Genomic DNA, 14,895 nt, shown 5'->3' on the forward strand with positions numbered 1-14,895 from the left:
CCGGCGCGCGCGCGGGTGGCGCCGCGCGGGGCGCGGGCATCGGCCCGGCCCCCCCCCCGGGCCGCGGGCGCTCGCCGACCCCCGGGGGGGGGGCGGGGCGGCGGGGGGGGGGGGCCCCCCGGGGCCCCCCCCCACCACGGTTACGTCCGGAAAGCGTGACCGGTCCCGAAAACAGCGAAGCCGGTCCATCCGAGGATGAACCGACTCACTGGAGGACCGGCATGCCGGTCTGCGCGTCAGCGCGAGACCTTACCGGCCTTGATGCACGAGGTGCAGACGTTGAGCCGCTTCGGCGTCCGCCCAATCACAGCGCGCACCGTCTGGATGTTGGGGTTCCAACGACGGGGGGTACGGCGGTGCGAGAAGGAGATGCTGTTGCCGAAGCCCGGCCCCTTGCCGCAGACGTCGCAGTTGGCAGCCACAGGAGTCACTCCAAGACTTCAGATCAGATACTTTCGAAAACCCCACTCACCCACCGGAGCACTCGCGTGAACCAGACCGGACAAGGGGGTGAGCCTGGACGGTTCCAGGCAACCGGAAGAGCATACAACGCTTGCTTCCGTCCCACGAAACTACCATGAGCGGCCGAGTGATCGCTCCGGTCGCCGGACCGGGCGACCCCGCCCGGCCCCGATAACCTGCCGGTATCACCCCATGCCGCTGCCCGTCAGGCCATATCGGCGTCCCATCCGGAGGAGACCTGGTGCTGCACACGCTCGACGCCCCGGCCGTGCGCACCTGGTGCCAGCTCGCCCTGCGCGCGCTCGGCCAGGCCCGCGAGGAGATCGACGCGCTCAACGTCTATCCGGTCCCGGACGGCGACACCGGCACCAACCTCTACCTGACCGTCGAGTCCGCCGCCGCCGAGGTGGAGAGCCGCTTCGCCGACCCCGCCGCCGGCCCGGCCCCCGGACTGGCCGACGCGGTCCGGGCGATGGCCCGCGGCGCCCTGGTCGGCGCCCGCGGCAACTCCGGGGTGATCCTCGCCCAGTGGCTGCGCGGCACCGCCGAGACGCTCGCCGACGGCGGCGGCGCCGAACAGCTGCGGGCCGCCCTCCAGCGGGCCGCCGACTCCGCCTACCAGGCCGTCGCCGAGCCCGTCGAGGGCACCCTGCTGACCGTCGCCCGGGTCGCCGCCCGGGAGGCCGTCCGGGCCGGGGACGGGCTCGCGCAGGTCGCCGACACCGCCTACCGGGCCGCCCGGGACGCGCTGCGGCACACCCCCGAGCAGCTCGCCGTACTGGCCGAGAACGGGGTGGTGGACGCCGGCGGGCGCGGCCTGGTGGCCGTGCTCGGCGCGCTCGCCGACGCCGTCGCCGGGCAGCAGCCGATGGGGCCGGTCGCGTTGCGCGGGGACGTCCGGGCCGTCGAGAGCTGCGAGGTCCACCTGCGGCCGCCCGGCCCGGGCCACCCCGCCTTCGAGGTCATCTACCTGCTGGACGCCCCCGACCAGGCGCTGCCCGCGCTGCGCGAGCGGCTCGGCGGGCTCGGCGACTCCCTGGTGATCGGCGGCGGCGACGGCCTGTGGAACGTGCACGTCCACGTGGACGACGCGGGCGCCGCCGTGGAGGCCGGCGTCCGGGCCGGGCGCCCGCACCAGATCCGGATCACCCACTTCGCCGAGGCCGCCGCCCGGGCCGGCAGCACCGCCGCCGAGCGCGGCGAGTGCGAGGAGCGGGCCCGTACGGTGCTCTGCGTGGTCTCCGGCGAGGGCCTGGCCGAACTGTGCGAGCAGGCCGGCGCCGTCGCCCTGCACACCGACCCGGACCGCCGTCCGGCCAGCGCCGAACTCGCCGCCGCGGTCCGCCGCTCGGCCGCCCGCGAGGTGGTGCTGCTGCTCAACGACCCCGAACTGCGCGCCGCCGCCGGGGCCGCCGCCGACCAGCTGCGCGAGGAGGGCGTGCGGATCGCCGTCCTGCCCACCCGCTCGCCGGTCCAGGGGCTCGCGGCGCTCGCGGTGCACGAGGGCGGCCGCCGCTTCGACGAGGACGTGGTCGCCATGACCTCCGCCGCCGGGGCCACCCGGTACGCCGAACTCGCCGTCGCCGAGGGGGAGTCCTGGACCATGGCCGGGGTCTGCCAGGCCGGGGACGTGCTCGGCCTGATCGACGGCGACGTCGCGGTGATCGGCGGCGCACTGGCCGAGGTCGGCGAGAGCGTGCTGGACCGGATGCTCGGCGCCGGCGGCGAACTCGTCACCCTGATCCTCGGCGAGGGCGCCGACCGGACGCTCGCCGACCGGCTGGTCGCGCACGTGCGCCACCAGCGGCCGGAGGTGGACGCGGTGGTCTTCCACGGCGGGCAGGAGTCCACGCCCCTGCTCATCGGAGTGGAGTAGGGCCCGGTTTGTCGGTCCCGTGGTGTAAACAGGGGCCTGATGGGCGCTCTCGATGAACCACTGACCAAGCTCGTCGGCGACCGTACCGCGAAGGTGCTCGCCGACAGCCTCAAGCTGCGCACGGTCGGGGACCTGCTGCACCACTATCCCCGCCGGTACGTCGAACGCGGCCAGCTCACCAGCCTGGACGAGCTGGAGATCGACGAGCACGTCACCGTGCTGGCCCGGATCGAGAAGGTCACGCTCATCCCGTTCCGCGGCCGCAAGGGCGACCGCCTGGAGGTCGTGGTCACCGACGGCCGCAGCCGGCTCTCCCTGGTGTTCTTCAACCAGGGCTGGCGGCAGAAGGAGCTCAAGGCCGGCGCCCAGGGCCTGTTCGCGGGGAAGGTCGGCGTCTTCAACCGCACCCGCCAACTGGTCTCGCCCGACTACCAACTGCTCGACGACGCCGCCGGATCCGACGCCGCCCGGCAGTTCGCCGGCCGGCTCATCCCGGTCTACGGCGCCAGCGCCCAGATGCCCAGCTGGAAGCTGTCGATCTGCATCGAGACCGCGCTCACCAAGCACCTCGGCGATGTCGGCGAACCGCTGCCCGCCGAACTGCGCGAGCGGCACGACCTGATCCCGCTGCCCGAGGCGCTGGAGCTGATCCACCGCCCGCTCGGCCAGGCGGACCGCGAGCGCGCCCAGAGCCGGCTGCGCTGGGACGAGGCCTTCGTGCTGCAGGTCGCCCTCGCCCAGCGTCGCGCCGCCGACTCCGCCCTGCCCGCCAAGCCGCGCAAGGCCCGCGAGGGCGGCCTGCTGGACGCCTTCGACGCCCGGCTGCCGTTCACCCTCACCGAGGGCCAGCAGAAGGTGTCCGGCGAGATCGCCGCCGACCTGGCGACCGAGCACCCGATGCACCGCCTGCTCCAGGGCGAGGTCGGCTCCGGGAAGACCCTGGTCGCGCTGCGCGCGATGCTCGCCGTGGTGGACGCGGGCGGCCAGGCCGTCCTGCTCGCGCCCACCGAGGTGCTGGCCCAGCAGCACCACCGCTCGATCGTCGAGATGATGGGAGACCTGGCCGAGGGCGGCATGCTCGGCGGCTCCGACCTCGGCACCCGGGTGGTGCTGCTGACCGGCTCGATGGGCGTTCCCGCCCGTCGGCAGGCGCTGCTCGACATGGCCTGCGGGGACGCCGGGATCGCCATCGGCACCCACGCGCTGATCGAGGACAAGGTCCAGTTCCAGGACCTCGGCCTGGTCGTGGTGGACGAGCAGCACCGCTTCGGCGTCGAGCAGCGGGACGCGCTGCGCGCCAAGGGCGAGCAGCCGCCGCACCTGCTGGTGATGACCGCCACCCCGATCCCGCGCACCGTCGCGATGACCGTCTTCGGCGATCTGGAGACCTCCGTCCTGGACCAGCTCCCGGCCGGGCGCTCGCCGATCTCCACCCACGTCGTCCCCGCGCTGGAGAAGCCCAACTTCCTCACCCGGGCCTGGGAACGGGTCCGCGAGGAGGTCACCAAGGGCCACCAGGCGTACGTGGTCTGCCCCCGGATCGGGGACGAGGAGCCCGCGGCCGCCACCAAGGGCGAGTCGAAGAAGAAGCGCAAGGCGGCCGAGGAGGACTTCGAGGAGGTCGCCGACATCGGCGCCGCCAGTGACGAACGGCGGCCGCCGCTCTCGGTGGTGGAGACCGCCGAGAAGCTCGTCGAGGGCCCGCTGAGCGGCCTGCGGGTGGAGATCCTGCACGGCCGGCTCGCCCCGGAGGCCAAGGACGAGGTGATGCGCCGGTTCGCGGCCGGGGAGGTGGACGTGCTGGTCGCCACCACGGTCATCGAGGTCGGCGTCAACGTCCCCAACTCCACCGTGATGGTCATCATGGACGCGGACCGCTTCGGCGTCTCCCAGCTCCACCAGCTGCGCGGTCGGGTCGGCCGTGGCAGCGCGGCGGGCCTGTGCCTGCTGGTCAGCGACATGCCCGGGGGCAGCGCCGCCCGGGCCCGGCTGGACGCGGTGGCCGGCACCCTGGACGGCTTCGAGCTGTCCCGGATCGACCTCGAACAGCGCCGCGAGGGCGACGTGCTGGGCCAGGCGCAGTCCGGGGTGAAGTCCTCGCTCAAGGTGCTCTCGGTGCTGGAGGACGAGGAGGTCATCCTCACCGCCCGGACCGAGGCCACCCGGCTGGTCGCCGAGGACCCGGACCTCGCCGCCCACCCGGAGCTGCGCACCGCACTGGAGAGCCTGCTCGACGAGGACCGCGCGGCCTACATGGAGAAGGGCTGAGCGGGCCCTCGGGGAGGCCGGACTGTCAGACCCCCGCGAGAGAATGAAGGTGTTCAGGACGCACCCTCAAGGTGCGTACCTGGCGCGACACTTGGGGGTCCTGCCATGGCATTCCGTCATCTCAACGAGCTCCCGCTCGGCGACAAGGTCTTCCGGATCGAACTCGCCAGCGACGACGACCGCGAGGTCACCCTCACCCTGACCGGCTGGCGCGAGGGGGCGGCCGCCGCGCCGCTCGCCTCGGGCAAGCTCCGCCTGCCGGTCGAGGACGTCGCCTCGCTGCGGATCGCGCTCAACCGCGCGCTGCGGGCGCTGGCGATCGTCGCCGACGTCTCCGAGCCCATCCCCGACCGCGACGTGCTGCGCGAGCTGTACCCGGGTCACGGTGCCCCCTGGGTGCCGCAGCACGAGGAGGAGCTGGTCCGGCGCTTCCACGACGGCGAGACCGTCGCCCGGATCGCCGCTCGCTTCGGCCGTACGCCCGACTCCGTCCGGACCAAGCTGCGCGAGCTCGGGCACGACCCGCGCCGCCCCGAGTTCTGCCCGCCCGACGGCTGCCTGTCCTGGTCCCGCTACGCCTCGCCGGCCCTGCTCGGCGCGGCGGTCCCGGCCCAGGGGGCGGGCTCCGAGGCGAGCTGACCGCCCTGGTGTGCGGGTGCGGTCCGTCGGGCCGCACCCGCTCGGCGTGAGCGCGGCGGGGTGACTCGCCACTCGCCGCTCGCCTCCGGGGCGCTCGGATCCGGTGCCGACGGTCGGCGCTCCGGCGCTCCTTCGTCGCTTGTCGCTTCTCCCTTTCGGCACCGGCGCGCCCCTTCGGCTCGGGGCGGGATAGCGTGGTCGGGCAGCGACGAAAGGACCCTTCACCACCATGACCCGCGTGATCGCCGGGTCGGCCGGCGGCCGCCGGCTGGCCGTACCGCCCGGCCGGGGCACTCGCCCGACCTCCGACAAGGCCCGGGAGGCGATGTTCTCCACCCTGGAGGCGTTCCGCGGCACCCTGCACGGGGCCCGGATGCTGGACCTGTTCGGCGGATCGGGCGCGGTCGGCCTGGAGGCCCTGTCGCGCGGGGCCGAGCACGTCCTGCTGGTCGAGGCGGACGGCCAGGCGGCCCGGGTGATCCGGGAGAACGTCCGCACCATCGGGCTGCCGGGCGCCGAGGTGCGGGCCGCCAAGGCGGAGAAGGTGATCGTCGGCCCGCCCCCGCAGACCCCCTACGACCTGGTGTTCCTCGATCCGCCGTACGCCGTGACGGACGGGGAGCTGCGGGAGATGCTGATCACACTGTTGGCTGGGGGCTGGCTCGCGGAGGACGCACTCGTCACCGTGGAGCGCAGCACCCGTGGCGGCGAGTTCGGCTGGCCCGAGGGCTTCGAGGTGCTGCGCTCCCGCCGCTACGGCGAGGGCACGCTCTGGTACGGTCGCGCCGCCGCCGAGGCCAGCGACCACGAGTAGCGGGCCGCGGCCCGCAGCAGCCGTCACCCCACGAGGGAGCACACGCCATGCGCCGAGCCGTCTGTCCCGGTTCGTTCGACCCGATCCACAACGGCCACCTCGACATCATCGAGCGCGCCTCGAAGCTGTACGACGTGGTGCACGTCGCGGTCCTGGTCAACCCGAACAAGCAGGGCATGTTCACCATCGGGGAGCGGATCGGCCTGATCGAGGACGTCACCGCGGAGTTCGGCAACGTGGTGGTCGAGTCGCACCAGGGCCTGCTGGTGGACTACTGCCGGGAGCGCGGGATCCCGGCGATCGTCAAGGGCCTGCGCGCGGTCAGCGACTTCGACTACGAGCTGCAGATGGCGCACATGAACAACGGCCTGACCGGCGTGGAGACGCTGTTCCTGCCGACCTCGCCGACGTACAGCTTCCTCTCCTCGACGCTGGCCAAGGAGGTGGCCTCGTACGGCGGTGACGTCTCGCACCTGCTGCCGGAGACGGTGCACCGCCGGCTGGTCGAGCGGATCGCGGAGCGCAAGGCCGAGCAGTAGTCGACCTTTAGTCCGTTTCTGCCGGTTCGTCATGGATTGTCCAGGGCAGTGGAGGCCGGTTCGGCTCAGGCGTTGTGAGCTCGCCGCGCGGGGGCCGTACAGTCTGTATCCCTGCCCCGCGGTGAGGTACGCCGCACCGGGCCTGCCTCCGCCGGACCGTCGGCGGCACACGGAAAGACGAAGCCCCGTGGACGTGCAGAACAAGGTCGACGAGATCGTGGCGGCGGTCGAGAACGCCCGCTCGATGCCGATGTCGGCCTCCTGCGTGGTGAACCGGGCCGAGCTGATCGGCCTGCTCAACGACCTCAAGGCGGCCCTGCCCGCCGAACTCGCCCAGGCGCAGTCGGTGATGGCCGACCACGAGCAGGTGGTGGCGGACGCCGAGGCCGAGGCCGAGCGGATCATCCAGGGCGCGCACGCCGAGCGCGGCTCGCTCATCTCGGACACCGAGGTGGTCCGCCGGGCGCAGGCCGAGGCGGACCGGATCCTGGCCGAGGCCCGGGGCGAGGTCGAGACCAAGCGGGCCGAGGCGGACGACTACGTGGACAGCAAGCTGGCCAACTTCGAGGTCGTGCTGACCAAGACGCTCGGCGCGGTCGGCCGCGGCCGGACCAAGCTGCGCGGCGACTCCAGCGTCTTCGAGGCTGACCACGAGGGCGAGACCGACGGCGAGGAGTTCCAGCCGCAGCGGATCAGCCCGAGCCCCGAGGTCGACGAGTACGTCGATGTGAAGCTCGCCACGTTGGAGAACGTGCTCGGCGCCACCCTGGAGGCGGTCGGCAAGGGCCGCGACAAGCTCCTCGGCAAGCGGCCGATCGACGAGCTGGGCGCCTACCTGGCCGCCGCCGACGAGGCGCAGCAGGCCAAGGAGCGGGCCGAGGCGGTGGCCGCCGGCTTCGCCGCGGACGCCGACGGCGACGACATCGCCTGGTACCGCGAGGACGTCCCGCAGCAGCAGACCTGGCCCGAGCAGACCCCGGCCGCGGCCGGCTGGCAGGACTCCGGCGCCGACCAGTACGCGGCCGCCGCCCACCAGCAGGGCGGGCAGTACGCCGAGGTGTACGGCGGCGGCTTCGACCCGGCCGGCCAGGGCGACCCGTACAGCGCCCAGTGGGGCCAGCAGCAGGGCGGCTACCCGCAGCAGCAGGGCTACCAGGACCAGCAGGGCGGCGCCTACGGGTATCCCCAGCAGCAGGACGGCTACGGGGCCCAGTCGTACGACGGCTACACCTACCCGCAGCAGCAGGCTCTGCCCCCGGCCGTGCCGCACCACCAGCAGCCCGCCCTGCCCCCGGCGGTGCCGCACCAGCAGCAAGGCCTGGACGAGACCAGCTTCTTCGACACCAGCATGATCGACATGACCCGGCTGCGGGAGCTCGGCGGTCGCTGAGCCGGCCCCCGGTGGGGCTGCCGGGAGTCTCCTGACGGGACCGAAGTTGGGCCTGACGGGAGACTCCGGTAGTCTGACCACTCCGGCATCCCCATGTCCGGCCGTCGGCTTGCCCTCGCAATGCCCGATTCGAATGGGGACACAGAGCATTGATTCCGATGGAAGTCAGGACACCTTGAACCGCCTCGACCACCGCGACCCCCTCGTGTTCGACACGCACGAGCTGGGCCGTCGTGCGGGCGCCATGCGCAAGGTGAGTCGGACCCTGGAGGCCCCCGAGGGCTTCGGGATCATCGACGTGATCGGCGTCCCGGAGAAGAGCCCGATCGAGCTGGAGCTCCGCCTGGAGTCCGTGGTCGAGGGCGTGCTGGTCACCGGCACCGCCGACGCCCACGTCGAGGGTGAGTGCGTCCGGTGCCTGGAGCCCGTCGAGTTCGACATCGACGTGGACTTCCAGGAGCTGTACTACTACCCGGAGTCCGACGAGCGCCACCGCGCCCGGACCACCGGGACCGAGGACCTCGACGAGGACTCGGAGGAAGAGACTTACCGCCTGGAGGGCGACTTCTTCGACCTCCAGCCGGTGCTGCGTGACGCGGTGGTGCTCGCACTGCCGCTGCAGCCGGTGTGCCAGGACGACTGCCTGGGCCTGTGCTCCGAGTGCGGAGCACGCCTGAGCGACGACCCGACGCACCACCACGACGCCGCCGACCCCCGGTGGGCGGCTCTGCAGGGACTCTCCGCCGCCCCCGGCGACGAGGGTGACGGGATCAAGAACAGCGACACCCGTGAGGGTGCCGCCGAGAACCAGGAGAAGTAGCCGTGGCTGTTCCGAAGCGGAAGATGTCGCGCAGCAACACGCGCCACCGCCGTTCCAACTGGAAGGCCGTCGTTCCGGCCCTCGTGGCGTGCGACCGCTGCCACGAGCCGAAGCTCGGCCACATCGCGTGCCCCAGCTGCGGCACGTACAACCGCCGCCAGGTCCTCTCGGTCTGATCGGCGGGGTGTACGGATCGATGTCGGACGGTAACTCCACCCGCAAGGCGTCCTCTGCCTCGAAGGGTTCTTCGGGTAGCGGCAAGGCCGGCGGGCCGGCTTCGACCGAATACGACGTCCTGGAAGGGCGCCTCGGGTACACGCTTGAGCGCGCCCTTCTGGTACGTGCCCTGACCCACCGCTCGTACGCGTACGAGAACGGGGGTCTGCCCACCAACGAGCGCCTGGAGTTCCTCGGCGACTCGGTGCTGGGCCTGGTGGTGACCGACACCCTCTACCGCGTCCACCCGGACGTCCCGGAGGGCACGCTCGCCAAACTGCGCGCCGCGGTCGTCAACTCCCGCGCGCTCGCGGACGTCGGCCGGGGCCTGGACCTCGGCGCGTTCATCCGGCTCGGCAAGGGCGAGGAGGGCACCGGCGGCCGCGACAAGTCGTCGATCCTCGCCGACACGGTCGAGGCCGTGATCGGGGCCGTCTACCTGGACCGCGGTCTGGAGGCGGCGACCGAGTTCGTCCACCGGCTGTTCGACCCGCTGATCGAGGAGTCCTCTCAGCTGGGAGCCGGCCTGGACTGGAAGACCAGCCTCCAGGAGCTCACCGCCTCGGTGGGCATCGGGGTGCCCGAGTACGTGGTCATGGAGTCCGGTCCGGACCACGAGAAGACCTTCACCGCGGCGGCCCGGGTGGCCGGCGAGGACTTCGGCAGCGGCGTCGGCCGCTCCAAGAAGGAAGCCGAGCAGAAGGCCGCCGAGAGCGCCTGGCGCGCGATCAAGGAGAAGTACGCGGACCGGCTGCCCGCCGGGGCGTGACCTCGAAGTAGCCTTCACTCCTGCCGACATCTTCTTCGCAGGAGGCCTGTTCCCGTGCCCGAACTTCCCGAGGTCGAGGTCGTCCGCCGCGGTCTGGCGAACTGGGTCGCCGGGCGGACCGTCGCCGACGTCCAGGTGCTGCACCCGCGCGCGGTGCGCCGCCAGCCGGCCGGCGCGGCCGACTTCACGGCCCGGCTGACCGGCACCACCCTCGGCACCGCGCAGCGGCGCGGCAAGTACCTCTGGCTGCCGCTGACCGGCACCGGCGCGGGTTTCTCGCTGATCGGCCACCTCGGGATGAGCGGCCAGCTCCTCGTCCAGGACCCGTCGACGCCGGACGAGACCCATCTGCGGGTCCGGCTGCGCTTCACCGACGGCGGGCGCGAGCTGCGCTTCGTCGACCAGCGGACCTTCGGCGGCCTGGCGGTCGAGGAGGCCGAGGAGGGCGACCCGGAGGGCACGCCGGTCTCCATCGCGCACATCGCCCGCGACCCGCTCGACCCGCGCTTCGACGACGAGGCCTTCGCGGCCGCGCTCCGGGCCAAGCGCACCACGGTCAAGCGGGCGCTGCTGGACCAGACCCTGATCAGCGGCGTCGGCAACATCTACGCCGACGAGGCGCTGTGGCGCTCCAAGCTGCACTACGACCGCCCGACCGGGACGCTCACCCGCCCCCAGGCCGCCCTGCTGCTGGCCAACGCCCGGGACGTGATGACCGCGGCGCTCGCCGTCGGCGGCACCAGCTTCGACAGCCTGTACGTCAACGTGAACGGCGAGAGCGGCTACTTCTCCCGGGACCTCGACGCCTACGGCCGCGAACAGGAGCCCTGCCGCCGCTGCGGCACCCCGATCCGGCGGGCCGCCTGGATGAACCGTTCCAGCTACTTCTGCCCCCGCTGCCAGCGCGTGCCGCGGACCCGCAGCGGGGGCTGAGCCGCTACTTCCCGGCGAGTTCCGGCTGCCCGGCGGGCTCCTCGGCCGGGGCGCCGTGGGTGTCCTGGCCGAAGTAGGCGACGCCGACCGCGGAAACCACCGCGAGCAGGAAGCCGACCACGCCGAGCCAGCCCAGGCCGGCCTTGGAGGAGTCGCCGAGCCAGAGCACGCCGACCGCGCCGGGCAGCACCGTCTCGCCGACCACCAGCGCGGCGGTCGCGCCGTTCACCGAGCCGATCTGCAGCGCCACGGTGTGCACGTACATGCCGCCGAGGCCGCCGATCAGGATCGCGTACAGCGCCGGGTCGGAGAGCAGCTGCCCGAGGTCGAAGGGCTCCAGGCCGTTGAGGATGCGCACGCCCACGCCCAGGCCGCCGAAGCCGAGGCCGGAGAGCAGACCGGCGACGATCGCGCCCTTGGAGCCCATCCGGCGCACCAGCAGGCCGCCGCCGACCAGCAGCACGGTGGTGATGATCAGCAGCCACCAGTGGAAGGCCATCTCCGCGTGGTGGCCGCCCTCCGGCCCGGCCGAGACGGCCAGCAGCACCAGCGCCGAGCAGAGCACGCCGATCGAGGCCCACTCCAGCTGCTTGAGCCGGATGCCCAGCAGCTTGATGCTGAGCAGCGCGGTGATCACCAGGTTGGCGCTGATGATGGTCTGGGAGAGGAACAGCGGCAGCAGCCGCGCGGCCAGCGCGCCCAGCCCGAAGCCGATCAGGTCGAGCACCGAACCGGTGATGAACTCCCAGGTGACGGCGGCCTTGGCGGTGGAGGACAGACTCGGTCCGCCGTGCTCGGTGGTCGAGGTGGTGGCGCCCTTGGCCGCCTCCTCCTGGGCGGAGCGGCGGGATCCGACGGCCTGCAGGACCGAGCCGGTGCCGTAGCAGGCGGATGCCGCAACGGCTGTGACGAGGCCGATGATCACCGAGCGCTCCGATCGGGAGTTGGGTCAAGAACAGGTAATGGGACCAGCGGTCCGGGACCCACTATGCCCGTTCGCGCGGTACGGTCGGGACGCCCCCCGGGCCGCCGCAGGGCTGCCCCCGCACCACCCCGGGCCCGCCGGGACGTACGTCCGGGCGCCTCCGCTGGTTCCCGTGCCCCACCCGTCTCAGGGGCGACTGGGGGAAATCTCATCCGCGAGAAGGGGTACCGCCCCGGCGGTCGGCGGGGGTCTTGTCATAACCAGTATGCGAAGGGTATGCCGTGCTCTGCCGCTGGTCGCGGTAGCGTCGGGGACATGAGAACCCTTGCACGACGTACCCGGGGCACCGGGCCGCTTGCCCTGGTGGCGGCGCTGCTCGGGCTGATGCTCCTCCTGGCGCCCTCGGCCTCCGCGGCCGGCGGCCTGAGCGACGCCGCCGCCACCCTGAAGAAGGGGCAGGTCTACGTCGCCCCGACGATGCTGGACCGCTTCAGCCAGGCCCAGGCCGACGCCCTGACCAAGAAGATCGAGAAGGCCGACAAGCCGATCTTCATCGCGGTCGTCCCCGACGCCGCCAACAAGGACACCGTCCTCACGGACCTGCGCACCCTGGTGGGCATCGACGGCGTCTACGGCGTCTGGCGGGGCAACAGCGGCTTCCTGGCCCGCGCCGACCGCGGCGCGATGGGCGTCGGCGTCGCGGACCGGATCGGGGGCGCCGTCTCCCGTGCCGACAAGGGTGACATCAACGCGACCCTGAACGACTTCGTCGACCAGGCCGCCCCGCAGACCAAGGGCACCGGGGTCAACCACAGCACCTCGATCGCCTGGGTGGTCATCCCGGTCGTGCTGGTGGTGCTGGCCGGCGCCGGCGTCTTCTTCCTCTTCCGCCGCGCCAAGAAGCGCAAGGAGGAGCAGGCCCGCGCCGAGCTGGAGCAGCTGCGCCGCGTCGTCGACGAGGACATCACCGCCTTCGGCACCGAGCTGGAGCGGCTGGACTTCAGCCCCGGCGCGTCGGACGCCGACGACGCCCAGCGCGCCGACTACAGCCGCGCCCTGGACTCGTACGAGACCTCCAAGCGGCTGATGAACGAGGCCAAGAAGCCGGACGACGTCAAGCAGGTCACCGAGGCGATCGAGGAGGGCCGGTTCGCGCTGGCCACCCTGGCCGCCCGGCGGGAGAAGCGCCCGCTGCCCGAGCGTCGTCCCCCGTGCTTCATGGACCCGCGGCACGGTCCGTCCGTCAAGGACGTCGACTGGGCCCCGGCCGGCGGCGCCGCCCGCTCCGTCCCGGTCTGCCAGGCCGACGCCGACCGGGTCGCGGCCGGCCTCGACCCGGCGGTCCGCACCGTCGACACCGAGTACGGCCCGCAGCCCTACTGGAACGCCGGCCCGGCCTACGCGCCGTACGCGGGCGGGTACTACAGCAGCTTCGGCGGCGGCCTGCTGCCGGGCCTGCTGGTCGGCACCGTGCTCGGCTCGATGATGAGCGAGCCCGCCTACGCCGCGGCGCCGATGATGGAGAGCCACCACGGCTACCAGGACCAGTACGACGGCGGCGACTACACCGGGGCCGACTTCAACGCCGCGGACTTCAGCGGCAGCGACTGGAGCGGTGGCGGCGACTTCGGTGGCGGTGGCGACGACTGGTGACCCGCTGATCCGAGCCTGACCCCACGGCCCCGCCGGTTCTTCCGGCGGGGCCGTTCGCCGTCCTCGGGCGGGGCCGAGCGACGCGGTTTGAGAAGCCAACCCGGTGTGGCAGGCTGGCGCTGTGACCTCCGACACCACCGGCACCGCCGACACCCCTGCGACCGCTCGGGCCGCCGTTCCCGGCCGACCGTGCTCGATGGCGGCGGCGCTCCAGGTGGTGGGCGAGAAGTGGGCGCTGCTGGCGGTGCGCGAGCTGTTCTACGGTAACCACCGCTTCGACCGGATCGCCCGCAACACCGGCGCCCCGCGCGACCGGCTGACCGCGCGGCTGCGGGCGCTGGAGGAGGCCGGGGTGGTCGAGCGCCGCCCGTACAGCGAGCGGCCGCCGCGCTACGAGTACCACCTCACCGAGGCCGGCCGGGACCTCGCCCCGCTCGCCCACGCGCTGCGCGTCTGGGGCGACCGCTGGCTGGGGCCGGATTCCCCGGTGACCTTCGCCCACGAGCCCGAGGGACACCAGTCGCACCCCTTCGACCCGGCCTGGGTCTGCCGCACCTGCGGCCGGGAGGTCCGCCGTGGCGAACTGCACGCCGAGGTGCACACCCCGGGCTGGACGGTCGAGGGCCCCGTGGAGCTGTGACCGGCCGCACCGCCGGTTAGGGTCGGGGCATGCACGGTCGCGACGCCCACAGTGATGAACCGGTCCGGGTGACCGCCTGGGTCCGGGGGAAGGTCCAGGAGGTCGGGTTCCGCTGGTGGACCAGGGCGCGGGCGCTGGAGATCGGCCTGACCGGCTACGCCAGCAACCTCGGCGACGGCCGGGTGCAGGTGGTGGCCGAGGGGCAGGCCGCCGACTGCGAGGAGCTGCTGGCCCTGCTGCGGGGCCCCGACACGCCCGGCGCGGTGAGCGGTGTGACCGAGATCTGGACCGCCGTCGGCGCGGGTTACGAGGGCTTCGAGATCCGCTGAGCCCCCGTTTCCCGGCCTGCTGCCGTCGCGTTCCGGAAATGATCCGCAACCGTCGGTGTCAGACGGTTGCCATTCGGGCAGACTCGTGGTTGACTCCGCATCGAACGATGATCCACGAGCACGTGATGGAACCGGCCCGAGACCCCCAGGCGTGACGACACCGCCAGGCAGGTGACAGGGGCGCGGTAGCGTGCGGTGATCGTGTTGACCCGTACCGTCTTTGGTGAGACGCTTGAAGCCCGCGCACACGATCGCGTATCCCGGCAGGCGCATGCCGTCGTGAGCCCAGCTCACGGTGGTTGTGTCGTAGTGCCCAGCCAGCACTTCCGGTGCGCGCCGCGCGTGCGTCCCCCTTCCCCCTAGACCTGTACCGTTCCGGTTCGGTCACTCAGCGTGGAGGACCATTCATCATGGCAAAGGCGCTTCTCGGGTACGTCGGCGGCCCCGACCCGCGAATGCTCTCCGAGATGCGACGGCTTCAGCAGCGCGTCCAGGACCTTGAAGCCGAGCTCCTTCGGATGCAGGCTGAGAACGACGCGCTCACCGCTGTCGCTGACGAGCACTCGCTGCTCAACAGCATCGATCTGGACCAGCGGGAGCCGGCTCTGACCTGAGCCCCGCC

At 72.7% G+C, this 14,895-nt stretch carries 16 protein-coding genes; 14 read left to right on the forward strand and 2 right to left on the reverse strand.

All coding sequences use genetic code 11. From position 1 onward, the window contains the following. Window positions 1–236: 236 nt before the first annotated feature. Window positions 237–422: a 50S ribosomal protein L28 gene (rpmB, locus tag ACIRYZ_RS32800; protein ID WP_280718460.1), complete on the reverse strand. Its 186-nt coding sequence runs from the start codon at window positions 420–422 to the stop codon at window positions 237–239. 281 nt (window positions 423–703) lie between these two features. Here rpmB and ACIRYZ_RS32805 point away from each other — a divergent pair, with 281 nt between their 5' ends. From ACIRYZ_RS32805 to mutM, 10 genes are all read left to right on the forward strand, one after another. Continuing rightward, on the forward strand, window positions 704–2,338 hold the full coding sequence (locus ACIRYZ_RS32805; RefSeq protein ID WP_402951419.1) for a DAK2 domain-containing protein: 1,635 nt from the start codon (window positions 704–706) through the stop codon (window positions 2,336–2,338). A 39-nt stretch (window positions 2,339–2,377) separates the two neighbouring features. Beyond that, window positions 2,378–4,606: an ATP-dependent DNA helicase RecG gene (recG, locus tag ACIRYZ_RS32810; RefSeq protein ID WP_402951421.1), complete on the forward strand. Its 2,229-nt coding sequence runs from the start codon at window positions 2,378–2,380 to the stop codon at window positions 4,604–4,606. 105 nt (window positions 4,607–4,711) lie between these two features. Next, the gene (locus tag ACIRYZ_RS32815; RefSeq protein WP_393034630.1) at window positions 4,712–5,245 is read left to right on the forward strand and encodes a hypothetical protein; all 534 of its coding nucleotides are present in this window, start codon (window positions 4,712–4,714) and stop codon (window positions 5,243–5,245) included. 229 nt (window positions 5,246–5,474) lie between these two features. Continuing rightward, window positions 5,475–6,059, forward strand: coding sequence for a 16S rRNA (guanine(966)-N(2))-methyltransferase RsmD (gene rsmD / locus ACIRYZ_RS32820; RefSeq protein ID WP_387622242.1), 585 nt, complete (start codon window positions 5,475–5,477; stop codon window positions 6,057–6,059). 47 nt (window positions 6,060–6,106) lie between these two features. Next, window positions 6,107–6,598, forward strand: a complete 492-nt coding sequence (gene coaD, locus ACIRYZ_RS32825; protein ID WP_393034633.1) for a pantetheine-phosphate adenylyltransferase — start codon at window positions 6,107–6,109, stop codon at window positions 6,596–6,598. A gap of 187 nt (window positions 6,599–6,785) precedes the next feature. Beyond that, window positions 6,786–7,988, forward strand: a complete 1,203-nt coding sequence (locus ACIRYZ_RS32830; RefSeq protein WP_402951426.1) for an ATP synthase F0 subunit B — start codon at window positions 6,786–6,788, stop codon at window positions 7,986–7,988. A gap of 133 nt (window positions 7,989–8,121) precedes the next feature. Beyond that, a complete protein-coding gene (locus ACIRYZ_RS32835) occupies window positions 8,122–8,808 on the forward strand; it encodes a YceD family protein (protein ID WP_402951428.1) in 687 nt (228 codons plus the stop codon). A 2-nt stretch (window positions 8,809–8,810) separates the two neighbouring features. Then, window positions 8,811–8,984: a 50S ribosomal protein L32 gene (rpmF, locus tag ACIRYZ_RS32840; RefSeq protein WP_030056747.1), complete on the forward strand. Its 174-nt coding sequence runs from the start codon at window positions 8,811–8,813 to the stop codon at window positions 8,982–8,984. 20 nt (window positions 8,985–9,004) lie between these two features. Continuing rightward, the gene (gene rnc / locus ACIRYZ_RS32845) at window positions 9,005–9,793 is read left to right on the forward strand and encodes a ribonuclease III (RefSeq protein WP_380612671.1); all 789 of its coding nucleotides are present in this window, start codon (window positions 9,005–9,007) and stop codon (window positions 9,791–9,793) included. A 54-nt stretch (window positions 9,794–9,847) separates the two neighbouring features. Next, window positions 9,848–10,726 (forward strand): bifunctional DNA-formamidopyrimidine glycosylase/DNA-(apurinic or apyrimidinic site) lyase, encoded by an 879-nt coding sequence (mutM, locus tag ACIRYZ_RS32850; protein ID WP_393034645.1) that lies wholly within the window; start codon window positions 9,848–9,850, stop codon window positions 10,724–10,726. A gap of 4 nt (window positions 10,727–10,730) precedes the next feature. Here the strand turns inward: mutM and ACIRYZ_RS32855 are convergent, their stop codons facing one another. Further along, window positions 10,731–11,651, reverse strand: coding sequence for a hypothetical protein (locus ACIRYZ_RS32855; RefSeq protein ID WP_402951432.1), 921 nt, complete (start codon window positions 11,649–11,651; stop codon window positions 10,731–10,733). A gap of 315 nt (window positions 11,652–11,966) precedes the next feature. On the opposite strand from ACIRYZ_RS32855, the gene ACIRYZ_RS32860 reads away from it, so the two are divergent. The 4 genes from ACIRYZ_RS32860 (at window position 11,967) to ACIRYZ_RS32875 (ending at window position 14,887) form a co-directional block, all read left to right on the forward strand. After that, window positions 11,967–13,304, forward strand: coding sequence for a hypothetical protein (locus ACIRYZ_RS32860; protein ID WP_402951435.1), 1,338 nt, complete (start codon window positions 11,967–11,969; stop codon window positions 13,302–13,304). A gap of 121 nt (window positions 13,305–13,425) precedes the next feature. Next, window positions 13,426–13,944 carry a winged helix-turn-helix transcriptional regulator gene (locus ACIRYZ_RS32865; RefSeq protein WP_402951437.1) on the forward strand — a complete coding sequence of 173 codons (519 nt, stop codon included), beginning with the start codon at window positions 13,426–13,428 and terminating at the stop codon, window positions 13,942–13,944. Window positions 13,945–13,973: 29 nt separating this feature from the next. Continuing rightward, window positions 13,974–14,273: an acylphosphatase gene (locus ACIRYZ_RS32870; RefSeq protein WP_402951440.1), complete on the forward strand. Its 300-nt coding sequence runs from the start codon at window positions 13,974–13,976 to the stop codon at window positions 14,271–14,273. 410 nt (window positions 14,274–14,683) lie between these two features. After that, window positions 14,684–14,887, forward strand: coding sequence for a hypothetical protein (locus ACIRYZ_RS32875; RefSeq protein ID WP_045702518.1), 204 nt, complete (start codon window positions 14,684–14,686; stop codon window positions 14,885–14,887). Window positions 14,888–14,895 lie beyond the last annotated feature (8 nt).

This window comes from Kitasatospora sp. NPDC101155 (genome assembly GCF_044768305.1).
Classification (GTDB): domain Bacteria; phylum Actinomycetota; class Actinomycetes; order Streptomycetales; family Streptomycetaceae; genus Kitasatospora.

Excerpts from the sequence above, each read along its gene's own strand:
- recG (WP_402951421.1), top strand. The coding sequence starts at position 2,378 with ATGGGCGCTCTCGATGAACCACTGACCAAGCTCGTCGGCGACCGTACC.
- ACIRYZ_RS32815 (WP_393034630.1), top strand. The coding sequence starts at position 4,712 with ATGGCATTCCGTCATCTCAACGAGCTCCCGCTCGGCGACAAGGTCTTC.
- rsmD (WP_387622242.1), top strand. The coding sequence starts at position 5,475 with ATGACCCGCGTGATCGCCGGGTCGGCCGGCGGCCGCCGGCTGGCCGTA.
- coaD (WP_393034633.1), top strand. The coding sequence starts at position 6,107 with ATGCGCCGAGCCGTCTGTCCCGGTTCGTTCGACCCGATCCACAACGGC.
- ACIRYZ_RS32835 (WP_402951428.1), top strand. The coding sequence starts at position 8,122 with ATGGGGACACAGAGCATTGATTCCGATGGAAGTCAGGACACCTTGAAC.
- rnc (WP_380612671.1), top strand. The coding sequence starts at position 9,005 with ATGTCGGACGGTAACTCCACCCGCAAGGCGTCCTCTGCCTCGAAGGGT.
- ACIRYZ_RS32860 (WP_402951435.1), top strand. The coding sequence starts at position 11,967 with ATGAGAACCCTTGCACGACGTACCCGGGGCACCGGGCCGCTTGCCCTG.
- ACIRYZ_RS32870 (WP_402951440.1), top strand. The coding sequence starts at position 13,974 with ATGCACGGTCGCGACGCCCACAGTGATGAACCGGTCCGGGTGACCGCC.
- ACIRYZ_RS32875 (WP_045702518.1), top strand. The coding sequence starts at position 14,684 with ATGGCAAAGGCGCTTCTCGGGTACGTCGGCGGCCCCGACCCGCGAATG.